Origin of the sequence: Vibrio sp. 1557, from assembly GCF_033340175.1 — a bacterium.
GTDB lineage: Bacteria > Pseudomonadota > Gammaproteobacteria > Enterobacterales > Vibrionaceae > Vibrio > Vibrio alginolyticus.
Genome location: NZ_JAWOVZ010000020.1, coordinates 1 through 14487, shown reverse-complemented (window position 1 = coordinate 14487; position 14487 = coordinate 1). Strand labels below are relative to the sequence as shown.

General features: G+C 47.7%; 16 protein-coding genes. 8 read left to right on the top strand and 8 right to left on the bottom strand.

The window, feature by feature from the left end; translation table 11 throughout:
* Positions 1–20 precede the first annotated feature (20 nt).
* The 5 genes from R7070_RS19005 to def all read right to left on the bottom strand — a co-directional run bounded on the left by R7070_RS19005 (position 21) and on the right by def (position 5779).
* Entirely contained in the window at positions 21–1466 is a 1446-nt protein-coding gene (locus R7070_RS19005) for a TrkH family potassium uptake protein (RefSeq protein ID WP_017821575.1), read from the bottom strand.
* A 9-nt stretch (positions 1467–1475) separates the two neighbouring features.
* Positions 1476–2852 carry a Trk system potassium transporter TrkA gene (gene trkA, locus R7070_RS19000; RefSeq protein ID WP_005379062.1) on the bottom strand — a complete coding sequence of 459 codons (1377 nt, stop codon included), beginning with the start codon at positions 2850–2852 and terminating at the stop codon, positions 1476–1478.
* Between the two features lie 63 nt (positions 2853–2915).
* Positions 2916–4199, bottom strand: a complete 1284-nt coding sequence (gene rsmB / locus R7070_RS18995) for a 16S rRNA (cytosine(967)-C(5))-methyltransferase RsmB (protein WP_025628789.1) — start codon at positions 4197–4199, stop codon at positions 2916–2918.
* An 80-nt stretch (positions 4200–4279) separates the two neighbouring features.
* Positions 4280–5227, bottom strand: a complete 948-nt coding sequence (gene fmt / locus R7070_RS18990; RefSeq protein WP_005379066.1) for a methionyl-tRNA formyltransferase — start codon at positions 5225–5227, stop codon at positions 4280–4282.
* Positions 5228–5260: 33 nt separating this feature from the next.
* Complete coding sequence (def, locus tag R7070_RS18985) at positions 5261–5779, bottom strand: peptide deformylase (protein ID WP_005379068.1); 519 nt, start codon at positions 5777–5779, stop codon at positions 5261–5263.
* Positions 5780–5917: 138 nt separating this feature from the next.
* Here def and R7070_RS18980 point away from each other — a divergent pair, with 138 nt between their 5' ends.
* The 4 genes from R7070_RS18980 (at position 5918) to R7070_RS18965 (ending at position 9233) form a co-directional block, all read left to right on the top strand.
* Positions 5918–7012 carry a LysM peptidoglycan-binding domain-containing protein gene (locus tag R7070_RS18980; RefSeq protein WP_053350675.1) on the top strand — a complete coding sequence of 365 codons (1095 nt, stop codon included), beginning with the start codon at positions 5918–5920 and terminating at the stop codon, positions 7010–7012.
* Positions 6996–8105: a DNA-processing protein DprA gene (dprA, locus tag R7070_RS18975; protein WP_248487139.1), complete on the top strand. Its 1110-nt coding sequence runs from the start codon at positions 6996–6998 to the stop codon at positions 8103–8105. The genes R7070_RS18980 and dprA overlap by 17 nt, the downstream gene beginning before the upstream one ends.
* A 2-nt stretch (positions 8106–8107) precedes the next feature.
* Positions 8108–8587 (top strand): DUF494 family protein, encoded by a 480-nt coding sequence (locus R7070_RS18970; protein ID WP_005379074.1) that lies wholly within the window; start codon positions 8108–8110, stop codon positions 8585–8587.
* 76 nt (positions 8588–8663) lie between these two features.
* Complete coding sequence (locus R7070_RS18965) at positions 8664–9233, top strand: type I DNA topoisomerase (RefSeq protein ID WP_256900645.1); 570 nt, start codon at positions 8664–8666, stop codon at positions 9231–9233.
* A gap of 66 nt (positions 9234–9299) precedes the next feature.
* Here R7070_RS18965 and R7070_RS18960 read toward each other — a convergent pair whose 3' ends face one another.
* Positions 9300–10433, bottom strand: a complete 1134-nt coding sequence (locus R7070_RS18960) for a 5-(carboxyamino)imidazole ribonucleotide synthase (RefSeq protein ID WP_054579450.1) — start codon at positions 10431–10433, stop codon at positions 9300–9302.
* A 4-nt stretch (positions 10434–10437) separates the two neighbouring features.
* Positions 10438–10923 (bottom strand): 5-(carboxyamino)imidazole ribonucleotide mutase, encoded by a 486-nt coding sequence (gene purE, locus R7070_RS18955; RefSeq protein ID WP_005379082.1) that lies wholly within the window; start codon positions 10921–10923, stop codon positions 10438–10440.
* Positions 10924–11122: 199 nt separating this feature from the next.
* On the opposite strand from purE, the gene R7070_RS18950 reads away from it, so the two are divergent.
* From R7070_RS18950 to R7070_RS18935, 4 genes are all read left to right on the top strand, one after another.
* Positions 11123–11680, top strand: coding sequence for an L-threonylcarbamoyladenylate synthase (locus tag R7070_RS18950; RefSeq protein WP_005379084.1), 558 nt, complete (start codon positions 11123–11125; stop codon positions 11678–11680).
* 47 nt (positions 11681–11727) lie between these two features.
* Complete coding sequence (hemF, locus tag R7070_RS18945) at positions 11728–12645, top strand: oxygen-dependent coproporphyrinogen oxidase (protein WP_047104448.1); 918 nt, start codon at positions 11728–11730, stop codon at positions 12643–12645.
* A 101-nt stretch (positions 12646–12746) separates the two neighbouring features.
* Entirely contained in the window at positions 12747–13580 is an 834-nt protein-coding gene (aroE, locus tag R7070_RS18940; protein ID WP_033906569.1) for a shikimate dehydrogenase, read from the top strand.
* Between the two features lie 3 nt (positions 13581–13583).
* Positions 13584–13847 (top strand): DUF1488 domain-containing protein, encoded by a 264-nt coding sequence (locus R7070_RS18935; RefSeq protein ID WP_005379090.1) that lies wholly within the window; start codon positions 13584–13586, stop codon positions 13845–13847.
* A 7-nt stretch (positions 13848–13854) separates the two neighbouring features.
* Here R7070_RS18935 and R7070_RS18930 read toward each other — a convergent pair whose 3' ends face one another.
* Entirely contained in the window at positions 13855–14403 is a 549-nt protein-coding gene (locus tag R7070_RS18930) for a gamma carbonic anhydrase family protein (RefSeq protein WP_213915377.1), read from the bottom strand.
* Between the last annotated feature and the right edge of the window lie 84 nt (positions 14404–14487).

The following is a 14487-nucleotide window of genomic DNA, read 5'->3' as shown; positions in this document are numbered from 1 at the left end:
ACCTTTTAATTAGAGTCTGCTTAGCGGCGCCAAAACGCAGGAAAGAACAGTACAAGAATAGTCAGAATTTCCAAGCGGCCCATTAACATCCCAAAGCTTAAGAGCCATTTGGCAGTATCGGGCAGAGGCGCGAAGTTGCCTGTCGGGCCAATCACACTGCCCATACCAGGGCCAACATTGGCAACGGCGGTGATTGAGCCAGAAATACTGGTCACAGGGTCGAGGCCAAGTGCACTTAAACAACCCGCGATAAAGATAATGGTGATAAAAAACATCAAGCCAAATGCCACCACTGAGCGAACAATATCATCATTCACCGGTCGCTGGTTATAACGCTGTACAAACACCCCTGAAGGGTGAATCAACTTCATCATTTGTTTGTTTAGCAGCGTCATCGCAATTTGGAAGCGGAAGATTTTGATCCCGCCAGACGTTGATCCTGAGCATGCTCCCGCCATCATTAAGAATGCGAAAAGAGTTGTGGGTAATGCGCCCCATGCGGTGAAGTCTTCTAAGCCAAAGCCAGTTGTGGTGACGACAGAGACAATATTAAACATCGACACTCGCAGGGCATCCAAAATGGTGTACCCATCTCGAATCACTAGCCAAGCTGAAATCACTAAGCTTGAGAATACGAACAGGTACGCAAATCCTCTAACTTGAGCGTCGTTAACCAACACATCAATACGGCGTTTACGTAATGCGGCGATAAAGAGCAAAAACGGCAAACCACCTAAGAACATAAAGGTAGTGGCCACCCAATGTGCGCCATTAGAGAAGTGGTTCATTGACCCATCAGATGTAGAGTATCCACCCGTCGATAGCGTAGTAAAGGCATGGTTGATTGCTTCGAACAGGTTCATGCCGGTGATCAAGTAGCCCAAAATACATAGGCCCGTTAGCATCAAATAAACCGCTACGATGTTTTTGGCGACCGTTTTCGCTCTTGGACTACTTTTATCCGACCAATCTGATGATTCGGTTTGGAATAGCTTCATACCACCGACATTCAGCATAGGTAACACTGCTACCGCCATCACGATAAAACCAATGCCACCAAGCCATTGTAAAATAGAGCGCCACAGCAATATGCTCGGCGCCATGTTGTCTAGGCCACTGAGCACCGTTGAGCCCGTCGTGGTGATACCCGACATCGTTTCGAAGTAGGCGTCGGTGAAGCTGATGTGGTTGATAAACACAAATGGCAAGGCGGCAAACGCACTCGCGATGGTCCAAACCAAACTGGTGATGAGGAACATATCGCGTACGCTGAGTTTGAACTTGGCGGTTCGACCTATCGTTAGGCAGATGAAGGCGGCAAGGTGCGTGATCACAACGGCTTGGGCGAAATCGAGGAATCCCCCCGTACCGGTAAAGAAAGCGACCAAAGTCGGCACGTACATAAACAGGGCCAGTTTGGATAAAACTAGCCCGATAACAAACAGTACGGGACGTAAGTTGACCATAGGAAAATCCTAGAGGAAGAATGGACTCGGCTGGAATAGCGCTTCGACGTCTGATACGTATTTTTTGTTGACCAGGAACATCACCACATGGTCATCCTGTTCGATGACCGTACGGTCGTGGGCAATAAGAACTTCTTCGCCACGAACGATAGCACCAATGGTGGTCCCAGGTGGAAGCTTTATATCTCCAATCGCACGTCCAACCACTTTAGATGTACTTTCATCACCGTGAGCGACGGCTTCAATCGCTTCCGCAGCGCCGCGGCGAAGTGAGGACACGTTTACGATATCAGCGCGACGAACGTGCGTTAGCAAGGCTGAAATAGTGGCTTGCTGAGGTGAGATTGCTACATCAATTACGCCGCCTTGTACCAGGTCTACATAAGCGCCACGTTGGATCAGCACCATCACTTTTTTAGCGCCCATGCGTTTTGCCAACATTGCAGACATGATGTTGGTTTCATCTTCGTTGGTCAGCGCGATGAAGACGTCGACTTGGTCGATGTTCTCTTCCGAGAGAAGCTCTTGGTCTGCCGCATCACCGCAGAACACGATGGTGTTTTCTAGTTGCTCAGAGAGCTTTTCTGCACGCTGGTAGTTACGCTCAATCAGCTTCACGCTGTAAGTTTGCTCTAGGCGTTTTGCCAAGCTTGCGCCGATGTTACCCCCGCCAACAATCATGATGCGGCGGTACGGTTTTTCTAGGCGCTGAAGCTCACTCATCACTGAGCGAATATGATTACTTGCTGCAACGAAGAACACTTCATCGTCGGCTTCAATGATGGTGGTACCTTGTGGGCGAATCGGACGGCCTTGACGGAAAATCGCCGCCACACGGGTATCAATGTGCGGCATGTGCTCACGCAAAGCAGACAACGCATTACCCACCAGCGGGCCACCATAGTAGGCTTTCACCGCCACTAGGCTGACTTTCTGTTCAGCAAAGCTCACCACTTGCAGCGCGCCTGGGTATTGGATCAGACGTTCGATGTAGCTCGTGACGAGTTCTTCTGGTGCGATAAGGTGATCAACAGGAATGGCGCCAGATTTAAACAGGGCTTCTTTTTCTGCCAAGTATTCTGGAGAGCGAATACGCGCAACGCGGTTTGGGGTATTGAATAGAGTGAACGCGACCTGACAGGCGGCCATGTTGGTTTCATCAGTGTTGGTTACTGCGACGAGCATATCGGCGTCTTGCGCGCCAGCTTCGTGTAGCACGTCTGGATGGCTCGCATGGCCATTGACCACACGTAGGTCGTATTTGTCCTGCAATTCACGCAGTCGGTCGGCATTATTGTCGACGATGGTGATGTCGTTGTTTTCACCCACTAGGTTTTCTGCCAGTGTGCCGCCAACCTGACCTGCACCAAGAATAATGATCTTCATACTCTTTTCTCGTATCTGAAAAAGGCGATTGAAATCGCTTCAATCGCCCTATTTAGCATGCTGTTACGCGTGTGTTTTAGTTAGCACTGCGTAGTAGAAACCATCCATATCTTCTTCGCCTGGTAGAATTTGACGACCAGGCTGGTCGGGATCAGAATCCAGCAGTTGCGCATCCGCGGTACGTGCTAAAAACGCTTTTACTTGCTCCACGTTTTCTTGCGGTGTGATTGAACAAGTCGCGTAAACCATGGTGCCGCCGGGCTTCAGTTGCGTCCACATGGCATCAAAAATTTCACTTTGCAGCTCTGCTAATGCGGCGATGTCGTCTGCACGACGTAGCCATTTGATGTCTGGGTGACGACGAATCACGCCAGTCGCAGAACATGGGGCATCCAGCAAAATGCGATCAAATTGCTCGCCTTGCCACCATTCTTGTGGATTACGCGCATCACCGCAAACCACTTTTGCCTGAAGGTTGAGACGCTTCAGGTTTTCATGCACACGTTTCAAGCGTGTGTCGTCGCAGTCAATCGCGACCACTTCACTGCCTGACGTGCGCTCTAGAATGTGCGCCGTCTTGCCACCTGGCGCTGCACAGCAATCTAAAATCAGTTCGCCGTCTTGTGGTTTTAGGTAGTTGATCGAGAGCTGCGCCGCCGCATCTTGGACCGAAACCCAACCTTTTTCAAAACCAGGTAGCTTCATCACATCACATGGTGCGGCCAATTTTATGGCGTCCATTGCTTCTGTGTGTGGCGTGCTATCAATGTTTTCATTTTTGAGCAGCGCAAGGTATTCATCACGAGTGTGGTGTTGATGGTTCACACGCAGCCACATTGGTGCTTTTTGGTTGTTCGCTTCAACAATGCTTTCCCATTGCTGTGGGTAGGCCTCTTGCAGCAGTTTTAGTAACCAGCTTGGGTGACCGTACTTGCCAGCGTTGTTGCTGACGGCCATTTGGTCGAGTTCTTCTTGGTTGCGCTGGTAGTTACGCAATACAGCGTTAATCAAACCACGCAGACGAGGACCTTTCAGCTCTTTAGTGCCTTCAACCGTTTCACCAACTGCTGCGTGCGCAGGAATGCGCATGAAGCTCAGTTGGTAAATACCAACCAGAATTAGGTGATGGAATACACGTTGTTTGCCTTTGAGGGGCTTATCCATCAACTGGTTTGCGATCATTTCTAGGCGAGGGAGGTAACGTAGCGCACCGTAACAGATCTCTTGTAACAGAGCGTGGTCACGAGGTCGTACCGTTTGTTGAGCCGCTGGAAGAGCGCTTGAAAGTGAGTGGCCCTTGTCGACGACAAGATACAGGACGTTAGCAGCCGCAGCGCGAACATTCATGATGAGTACCTTAAAGTAAAGGAGGGCATCTCTGCCCTCTAAAAGTTCGTATAATCGGGGATAATAACCCCTAGTATGGCTTAAACCAGCAGAGTGCCAACTTCAAACCAAGCCGCACGCGAATTCAGAATATCCTGAACTGACATGGCTTTTTTGCCAGGAACTTGCAGTTGCTCTAGCACCAGTACGCCGTTGCCTGTCGCAACATAAATACCAGTTTTATCTGCTTGTACGATGGTGCCGGCTGGCTTGTCACTGGTTTGCTCTGCCACACGGCTTTGCCATACTTTGATGCTGTTTTCTGCCGCCTCAAAGTGGCTCATTGGCCATGGGTTAAATGCACGAACGCAGCGCTCAATGTGCGCCGCATCGTCGTTCCAGTTGATGCGTGCTTCTTCTTTGCTGAGCTTTTTCGCATAGTTCGCTAGCTCATCGTCTTGCTTCACTGGCACTGCTTTACCCGCAGCAATGTCTACTAGGCAGTCAATCAGGGCTTCTGGACCAAGCTCAGCCAATTTTTCGTACATTGAAGCGCTGGTATCTGTCGCTTCGATTGGCAGAGTTGCAATCTTCAGCATATCACCAGTGTCGAGACCGATGTCCATCTGCATGATGGTCACGCCAGTTTCTGCATCGCCCGCCCAAATAGAGCGTTGGATTGGAGCCGCACCACGCCAACGAGGTAGGATAGAACCATGTACGTTGATACAACCCAGTTTAGGTGTATCAAGAACCGCTTGTGGCAGGAGCATACCGTACGCCACGACAACCATGAGATCGGCGTTCAGATCGGCAAGTTCTTGTTTCGCTTCGTCGGACTTAAAGCTTTCAGGTTGGTAAACCGGGATGTTGTGTTCCAGCGCCAGTTGTTTTACCGGTGGCGCAGCCAATTTCTTGCCACGACCCGCTGGACGATCTGGGTTTGTGTAAACCGCGATTACTTCATGCTCCGAAGACAACAACGCCGCCAAGTGACGGGCGGCGAAATCCGGAGTACCTGCAAAGACAATTCGTAAAGACTGACTCAAGGTAGACTTCCTTCTAATTGGTATGGTTCGAGATTAAGCGTTTTGCTGCTTCTCGTTAAAGCGTTTGATTTTTGCTAGCTTGTCCTGAATGCGTTTGCGTTTCAGTGGTGATAGGTAATCCACGAACAGCTTACCTTGTAGGTGATCAAGCTCGTGTTGAACACAAATCGCTAGCAGGTCGTCGGCTTCAAAGGTGAACTCTTTGCCATCACGATCCAGTGCTTTAACGGTAACTTCTGCAGCGCGAGGCACAAGTGCGCGCGCACCTGGTACCGACAGACAGCCTTCTTCGATGCCATCTTCGCCACGCTTTTCCAGAATCTCAGGGTTGATTAGCACCATCGGCTCATCGCGAGTTTCTGAAATATCAATCACTACGATACGTTTGTGGATATCAACCTGCGTTGCAGCAAGGCCAATACCTTCTTCGTCGTACATGGTTTCAATCATGTCATCGACGATTTTTTGAATCTCAGGGGTCACCGCTTCAACAGGCTTTGCGACTGTGCGCAGGCGATCATCCGGGAATGTTAATACTTGTAATACAGACATATTCACTCGAAATATTGAACTGTGCCGAAACAGCACAAACCTTGTTGGCTCAATTCTAGACATTTTATAGCCTAAATGACAGCATCCTTGCACCAATTTCCATTCTGGTTCCTGCTTAATAGACCAAGGACGAGGGTCATGAATCGAATTTTCCGCAACGTTGCCAGTGTTACGTTGCCGTTACTTTTCACTTTCAACGCTGTAGCAAATGTGGATGCGAACCCACTGACTGTTAAAGATGATGCGCCACAAACATATGTAGTTGTGAAGGGCGATACGCTATGGGATATTTCGGCCATGTACTTGGATAGCCCGTGGTTGTGGCCTCGTTTATGGCAAGTAAACCCGGAAATCGATAACCCTCATTTAATTTATCCCGGAGACAAGCTGTCTTTGGTGTGGATTAACGGTCAGCCCGTGTTGAGCCTAAAACCGGTTAAGAAGCTGAGCCCGAAAGCTCGCATCACAGAAAAGAAAGCCGTACCAACGGTCGCGGAAGGTTTGGTGATGCCTTACCTCAAATCGGATCGGTTGCTAGATAAAGATTCGTTGAACAATGCTGCAAAAGTGATGGGTAGCAGCAAAGGCAGTAAGTATCTGACTACAGAAGATGTGCTGTATATCAATGGCAATCAGACCGCGACAGGTTGGGCTATTTACCGACCAGTAGCTACCTTTTCGCGTGACGATGTGTCCGAAGAGATTACCGCGCTGCGTTTGATTGCCAAAGGCGAGCTCGTTGAAGCTTCGAGTGATTATTCAGGTTTGAAGCTTACATCGCAAATGCAAGAAATCCTACGTAACGATATCGCGTTGCCAAATCAATCGGTTGAGAATACTGACTTCACGACTACGTTCTATCCGCTGCCGTCGCCACAAGGCAGTTCTGCAAAGTTGCTAGGTAATATCGAAGGTATTCGCTTTAGTTCAACTAACCAAGTCGTGGTGATTGATAAAGGCACGTCAGACAATCTGAAGCAAGGCAGTGTGTTTGATTTAAAAGAAGACGCGCACCCAGTTTACAAAGACGGCGATGAGTTCAAGAAAGAGTTTGGCGTGCTTGATAAGAAAATTACTTTGCCTCAAAGCAAAGTTGGTGAGTTGCTGGTCATTCGTCCTTATGAGTACTTTAGCTTGGCACTGATCACTAACAGTACGAAACCCATTAACCAAGATATTTCGGTGGTGTCACCGTTGGCGGACGAATTAACCATCGATGAATCGACGAAATAACGATGATCTCGATGCCTGGTTAAAACTGAGTTGTTTACCAGGCATTGGCGGCGTCAAAATGAATAAGCTACTGGCAAGAGACACGCCACGTAACATCGTAAACTTCTCTCCTGAACAGCTACAACAACTTGGGTTAACAACTAAGCAAATTCAAGCTTGGGCTTCAACAGATAAAGAAGTCGATGCTTGTTTAAGTTGGCTTGAGGCTTCTACAAATCATCATATCCTGACACTGACTGACCCGCGTTATCCACCTCAACTCAAACAAATCGTTGCGCCGCCACCTCTACTTTTTGTTCAAGGAAACCCTGCTTGTCTTTCTCTGCCACAAATCGCGATGGTTGGCAGCCGAAATGCGAGTATTGATGGATTACAGCATGCACGTCAGTTCGCTGCAGAGTTTGTTCAGCACGATTTTATTGTCACCAGTGGTCTCGCTTTAGGCATTGATGGTCATGCGCATGATGGTGCGTTGCAAGCGGGTGGTAAGACGATTGCGGTGCTAGGATCTGGCTTAGCAAATATTTATCCGGCACGTCATCGTGGTTTAGCACAACGTGTTATTGAACATGGGGCTTTGGTGTCTGAGTTTCGGCCTAATGCCAAGCCGCGCCCAGAAAACTTCCCGCGTCGTAATCGTATTATTAGTGGATTATCGCTTGGTGTACTGGTCGTCGAGGCGGCGAAAAAGAGCGGCTCGTTAATTACAGCTCGTTACGCGCTTGAGCAAGGTCGAGAAGTATTTGCGCTGCCAGCGTCAATCAATGCCCCCAATGCTTGCGGAGGAAACCAGTTGATACGTCATGGCGCTTGCCTCGTAGAAAAGACGAAAGATGTCTTAGATGAAATACAGTCCTTGCTTGATTGGTCTATTAATCAGAGTACCGATTTATTTTCTACGTTAAATGAAGAAGAAGAATTGCCATTTCCTCAGCTGTTAGCTAACGTAGGAAGTGAAGCTACACCGGTTGATATTCTTGCAAACAGGACCAATATACCTGTCCAAGAAGTCATGATGCAGCTCTTAGAGTTAGAACTCTCTGGGCATGTCGTTGCGGTTTCAGGTGGCTATATTCGAAAGGGGAGGGGCTAGCTATGATGATGGATATACTGATGTATCTATTCGAAACCTACATCCATAGCGATGCAGAGTTACAGGTCGAACAAGACGAGTTGGAAGAAGAATTGCTCCGTGCAGGCTTCCAACAAAAAGATATCTACAAAGCCCTTGTCTGGTTAGAAGAGCTTGCCGCATTGCAGCAAAGTGACACCTCTTCTGCAATCTCGACTTGCATGGCTTCGTCATCAACTCGTATCTACACAGCGAAAGAGATGCAGCGTTTAGATTTGGAATGCCGAGGATTTCTATTGTTTCTCGAGCAAATCAATGTGTTAACCACAGAAACTCGCGAAATGGTGATTGACCGAGTGATGGGATTAGAAACGAGTGAGTTTGAGCTTGAAGACCTCAAATGGATCATTCTGATGGTGCTGTTTAATGTGCCTGGCAACGAAAACGCTTACACGCTAATGGAAGAGCTGTTGTACACCAAGGAACAAGGGATTCTTCACTAACCATCTGGGCAAGTTCGAGTTTAGCCAGAATAAACGCGAGCTTGTCTTTTTGTGTGTTTTTCACGAAACGGTAAGTATGAGTAGTAAAATCGACAACACCCTTTTCTCTGCCCATGAACACGCTTTGGAGCACGAGCCGTGTCCAAAATGTGGTGGTGAGCTGACTCTCAAGCACGGAAAACATGGCCCATTTCTCGGCTGTAACCATTACCCAAGCTGTGATTACATTAAACCGCTACACAGCAATGATGGTCACATCGTGAAAGAGTTGGGTGTGCCTTGTCCTGAGTGTGGCAATGAGTTGGTTCTCCGCCAAGGGCGCTACGGTATGTTCGTTGGTTGTAGCCATTACCCGGCTTGTCATCATATTGAGTCGATTAATCAACCAGAGCCAGAGGCGCAGTCACAAGAGCTACACGCTTGCCCTGAATGTGGCAAAGGACATTTGGTTGAGCGTAAAACCCGATTTGGCAAAACATTCTACGCGTGTGATAACTACCCTAAATGCAAATTTGCTGTGAACCTTGCTCCGGTCAAGGGGCGATGCGAAGAATGTGGTTTTACTTTGTTGGTGGAGAAGAAACTCGCCAGTGGTGTGAAATTGCAATGTGCCAACCGTAAGTGCCAGCACACCCAACAAGGGTAAATACATCAAAGGAATTAAAAAGGGTCGCATCGTGCGACCCTTTTTTTATTTTTTTGCTGCCAAACGTTAGTGTTGAGGCTGTTTAGCGAACGCTTGCACGGCTGGGAAAGCTATTGGGTCTAAGATGTCTGCCAGAGCGCACAACCTACGGTGCAATTCTCCTGGGTAGTCGCCACACACGTTGATGTGTCCCATCTTGCGACCTGCACGTTTCTCTTTGCCATACCAATGAAGGTGGCAACCATCCATTAATAACAATGCTTCTGGTAGTGTGTCTTCACCAAGAATATTAATCATTGAGGTTTCACGAACCAATTTCGTACTGCCTAATGGTAAGCCGCACACTGCGCGCAGATGGTTTTCAAACTGACACGTTTCTGCACCTTGCTGTGTCCAGTGACCAGAGTTGTGCACGCGTGGAGCAATCTCATTCACTAAAAGTGCCCCATCGACATCAAAGAACTCAAGCGCTAATACGCCAACGTAATCTAGGCTATCTGCGACTGCCGTGAACATTTGCTTTGCTTGTTCCTGTAACCCTGGCGCATCAATCGCAGTAGAAAGACTCAATACACCGTTGGTGTGGACGTTCTCTGCCAGAGGATACACTTCCACACTGCCATCTTTGCTTCGAGCACCAACCAGTGATACTTCGCGGTTAAAAGGAACAAACTCTTCAGCAACAATCGCTTGAGTTGGTGTTGCGGCGATGCACTCTGCCATCTCAGTCCAAATGTCGTCGACTTGAGAAGCTTCTTTTAAGCGCCATTGGCCTTTACCATCGTAACCACCTAATGCACTTTTCAGAACCATTGGCATACCAACGTGTTCAATTGCGCGCTCAAAGTCTTCACGAGTTTCAATGACGTAGTATTTCGCGTTGCGCACGCCGGCATCATCAAGCAGTGCTTTTTCAATACGGCGATCACCACCTGCTTTGATGGCTTGCGTACTTGGTAGGAACTTGCCGCTCGCTTCGCAAACTTTGAGCACGTCATGTGGAATATGCTCGAACTCGGCAGTAATCACATCAACTTGCGTAATCGCATTTTCCAAGCCATGGCCAAGTACCTGTTGAGTTAAAGGGTGAACGACATCACCGCTGCTGACATCGTAAGCTGAAATTTGAATATTCAGTGGCGCACCAGCCAGAGACATCATACGAGCCAACTGACCCGCACCAAGAACCAGTACATGCATCTGATTAATCCTCTGCAGGGTTTGGATTTGCGAGAACTGTTTCCGTTTGCTCATTACGGAATGCTTCTACCTTCGCCATGATGTTTTCATCATGAGTGCCTAGGATTTGCGCTGCTAGGATACCGGCGTTTGCTGCGCCCGCTTCGCCAATCGCCAATGTACCAACCGCAATTCCCTTTGGCATCTGTACAATAGAAAGCAATGAATCCATACCTTTCAGTGCACGAGACTGAACGGGAACCCCAAGCACTGGCAAACTAGTAAACGCCGCCGCCATACCTGGTAGGTGGGCTGCACCACCTGCGCCTGCGATGATAACTTTGATGCCGCGTTCTTTTGCGCCACTGGCGTAGTCAGCCAGTAATTGAGGAGTTCGGTGTGCTGACACGACTTTTGTTTCGTAAGGCACGCCAAATTGGTCTAGCATGTCCGCTGCTAGTTTCATGGTTGGCCAATCGGATTTAGAACCCATGATGATACCGACTTTCATCTCAAACTCCTTTAAGCTGCAAAAATTAGGTGAGCTATAAATTTGTGCGCATTATACGGGGATTTTTATCTCAAGCAAACGTTTGCGTCTTGTTGTTGGCGCTATTGATACATTTTATAAAAAAATTGCTTTAGTGTCTGAGAATGAATATTTGTACACTTAGTGAAAACAACACAGTCAAACAAATAGGAAGTAATCGGTGGATAACTTTGAACAAGTGCTCAACGCACTCAAGCAAGGCGAAGTGATTGCCTATCCAACAGAAGGGGTTTTTGGTGTCGGATGTGATCCAGATAACCCAGAAGCAATTCAAAAGCTATTAGAGCTCAAGCAGCGTCCGGTAGAAAAAGGGCTGATTCTCATCGCGGCAAGTTATGATCAGCTCTTGCCTTATATTGATGAATCTCAGTTGACTGAAGAACAATTACAGACTGTTCATGCCACTTGGCCAGGCCCATACACTTGGATCATGCCAGCGAGCGATAAAGTATCCAACTGGGTTTCAGGGCAGTTTGATTCAATTGCGGTTCGTGTGACTGATCATCCTTTGGTGCAAAAAATGTGTAATGCATTCGGAAAGCCGTTAACCTCTACCAGCGCGAATCTTTCCGGCTTACCACCGTGTATGACCACGGAAGAAGTCGAAGAGCAGTTGGGTGATAAGCTGGTCGCCATTCTTCGTGGCGAGACCAGCGGTCGTGATAAACCCAGCGAGATTCGTGACGCCAAAACTTCACAAATATTAAGACAGGGTTAACCCTGCTAGCCAGCCATCATTAGGTTTCACGTAATAGGTAATAACGTATGTCAGCGATCGATAAGCACGCCGTAAAGCAGTTCTTGATGTCACTTCAGGATTCCATTTGTCAGCAGTTAGAACAAGAAGATGGAAAGGCCGTCTTTGTCGAAGATGCATGGCAACGTGAAAAAGGAGAGCGTCTGGGTGGCGGTGGTCGCTCACGTGTTTTGCGTGATGGCCTTGTTTTCGAGCAGGGAGGCGTGAATTTCTCGCATGTGGAAGGGAAAGAAATGCCAGCATCTGCGACAGCGCATCGCCCAGAGCTAGCGGGTCGTCGTTTTGAAGCGATGGGTGTTTCTTTGGTTATTCACCCTAAAAACCCTTACGTACCGACTTCACACGCCAATGTCCGCTTCTTTATTGCAGAAAAAGATGGCGAAGACCCAATTTGGTGGTTTGGTGGTGGTTTTGACCTAACGCCGTTCTACCCATTTGAAGAAGATTGCCAATCATGGCACGACACTGCAAAACAGCTTTGTGCACCATTTGGTGACGATGTTTACCAAGAGCATAAGGCATGGTGTGACAAATATTTCTTCCTACCACATCGTAATGAAACTCGCGGTGTTGGCGGTTTGTTCTTTGATGATCTAAACCAGTGGGAATTTGATAAGTGTTTTGCTTACATCAAAGCAGTCGGTGAAGGCTATTGCCAGGCTTATTTGCCGATCGTTTCTCGTCGTAAAGAGATCGAGTATGGTGAGCGTGAGCGTGAATTCCAACTATATCGTCGCGGCCGTTACGTAGAGTTCAACTTAGTGTATGACCGTGGCACCTTATTTGGTTTACAAAGTGGTGGGCGTACTGAGTCGATTCTGATGTCAATGCCGCCGCTCGCTCGCTGGGAGTACTGCTACGAGCCAGAAGCGGGATCGCCAGAAGCTGAACTTTACGAGCGATACCTAACGCCCCGAGAGTGGTAAGCACGGAATCTCCTTTTCTATATAGATAGATAGTGATAGGGTCATCTGTAATCAGGTGGCCCTGTTTTCTCTATATCTAAGTAAGGAACAAAGGTAAGGAAATGACCCAGCAAATTGATCGCTATGCCGTGTTTGGTAACCCTATCGGACACAGTAAGTCGCCATTCATTCACACCTTGTTTGCCCGTCAAACCAATCAGTCTTTGGTGTACACCGCAGAAAGTGCACCTGTTGATGGCTTTATTGACGCAGCTAAGGTGTTTTTTGCTGAAGGTGGTAAGGGGTGCAACATTACCATGCCATTTAAAGAGGACGCTTATCAATTTGCTAGCCGTCTGACTGAGCGTGCTCAATTGGCGGGCGCAGTGAACACTCTCAAGAAGTTAGATGATGGTGAAATCATTGGTGACAACACCGATGGTGCAGGTCTAGTGCAAGATCTGCTTCAGCATCAGGTTGTATTGGAAGGCGCGCGAATCCTAATTATTGGCGCTGGTGGTGCAGCTCGTGGTGTTATTAAGCCACTACTCGATCAAAAGCCGACCTCTTTAACCATTACCAACCGCACCTTTAGTAAAGCACAAGAGCTCGCAGAGCTGTTTGTCTCTCACGGTCCTATCCTCGCCAAAGAGATGGCAAGTATTGATGAAGAGTATGATGTCATCATTAACTCCACATCCGCTTCTCTAAGTGGTGAACTGCCGACTATTTCATCCTCCATCTTTGCCGCTAACAGTACAAGCTATGACATGATTTATGGCAAAGGGGTGACGAGCTTTAACTTATGGGCAAAAGATAATGGCGCCGCTCATGCGTATGATGGTCTTGGAATGTTAGTTGGGCAGGCTGCGGAAAGCTTTATGCTCTGGCGTGGCTTACGTCCTGGTGCCAAACAAATTCTCAGAGAACTAAGAAAGAACCTTGAAGGTCAATAAGCGATGAATCAATCCATCTTATTCCCAGATATTCAATCATGGGATGAAGTATCACAATCGGTAAACTTTTCGGCGCAACAATCAGGCGCACTAATAGAGTGCTTTGTGACGAAACAAAAGTTAGAAAAGCTCAGTGGTTCACTGATTGAAACTGAGCAAGCGGCAATTAAAGTGTTTACTGATTACCGATTCGACCTAGAAGAAATGGCTGAAGAGCTAATAGAAGATGAAGCCTTCAACGAAGAAGGCCATATCATCATCGGTTAACAGGGCTTTAGTTCAAGTCTTTTACTTCATTTAAGTAGTCGTTTTTGTTTTGCACATAGTTGTTGGCAGACTTTTGCAAGAAAGCTCGTTCTTTTTCTGATAGAGGGCGAGCTTGTTTTGCTGGGCTTCCAACATATAAGTAGCCACTTTCTAATACTTTCCCAGGTGGCACTAAACTGCCTGCTCCGATCATCACCTCTGACTCAATTACAACAGCATCTAAAACAATAGCTCCCATACCAACCAAAACACGATCGTGGATCTGACAACCGTGCAGCATCACTTTGTGGCCAATCGTAACGTCATTACCAATAATCAATGGGTAGCCGTTTGGGTTTTCAGCGTTCTTATGGGTGACATGCAAAACACTGCCATCTTGAATATTCGTTCGATCACCAATGTGAATGTGGTTTACATCGCCTCGCGCTGCTACCAATGGCCAAATGCTAGAATCATCGCCAATTCGGATATCACCGACTAAAACAGAGGTTGGGTCAACGTAAACACGCTCACCAAGTTCAGGCTTTATACCTTTGTAGCTTCTCATTGAGCTCATCTTTTTTCCTTATTCAGGGCGATTACAGGGTGTATGGAGGTAGAATAGTAGTGAAAACTCGCCTTTTAGAATAAAAAACACCCA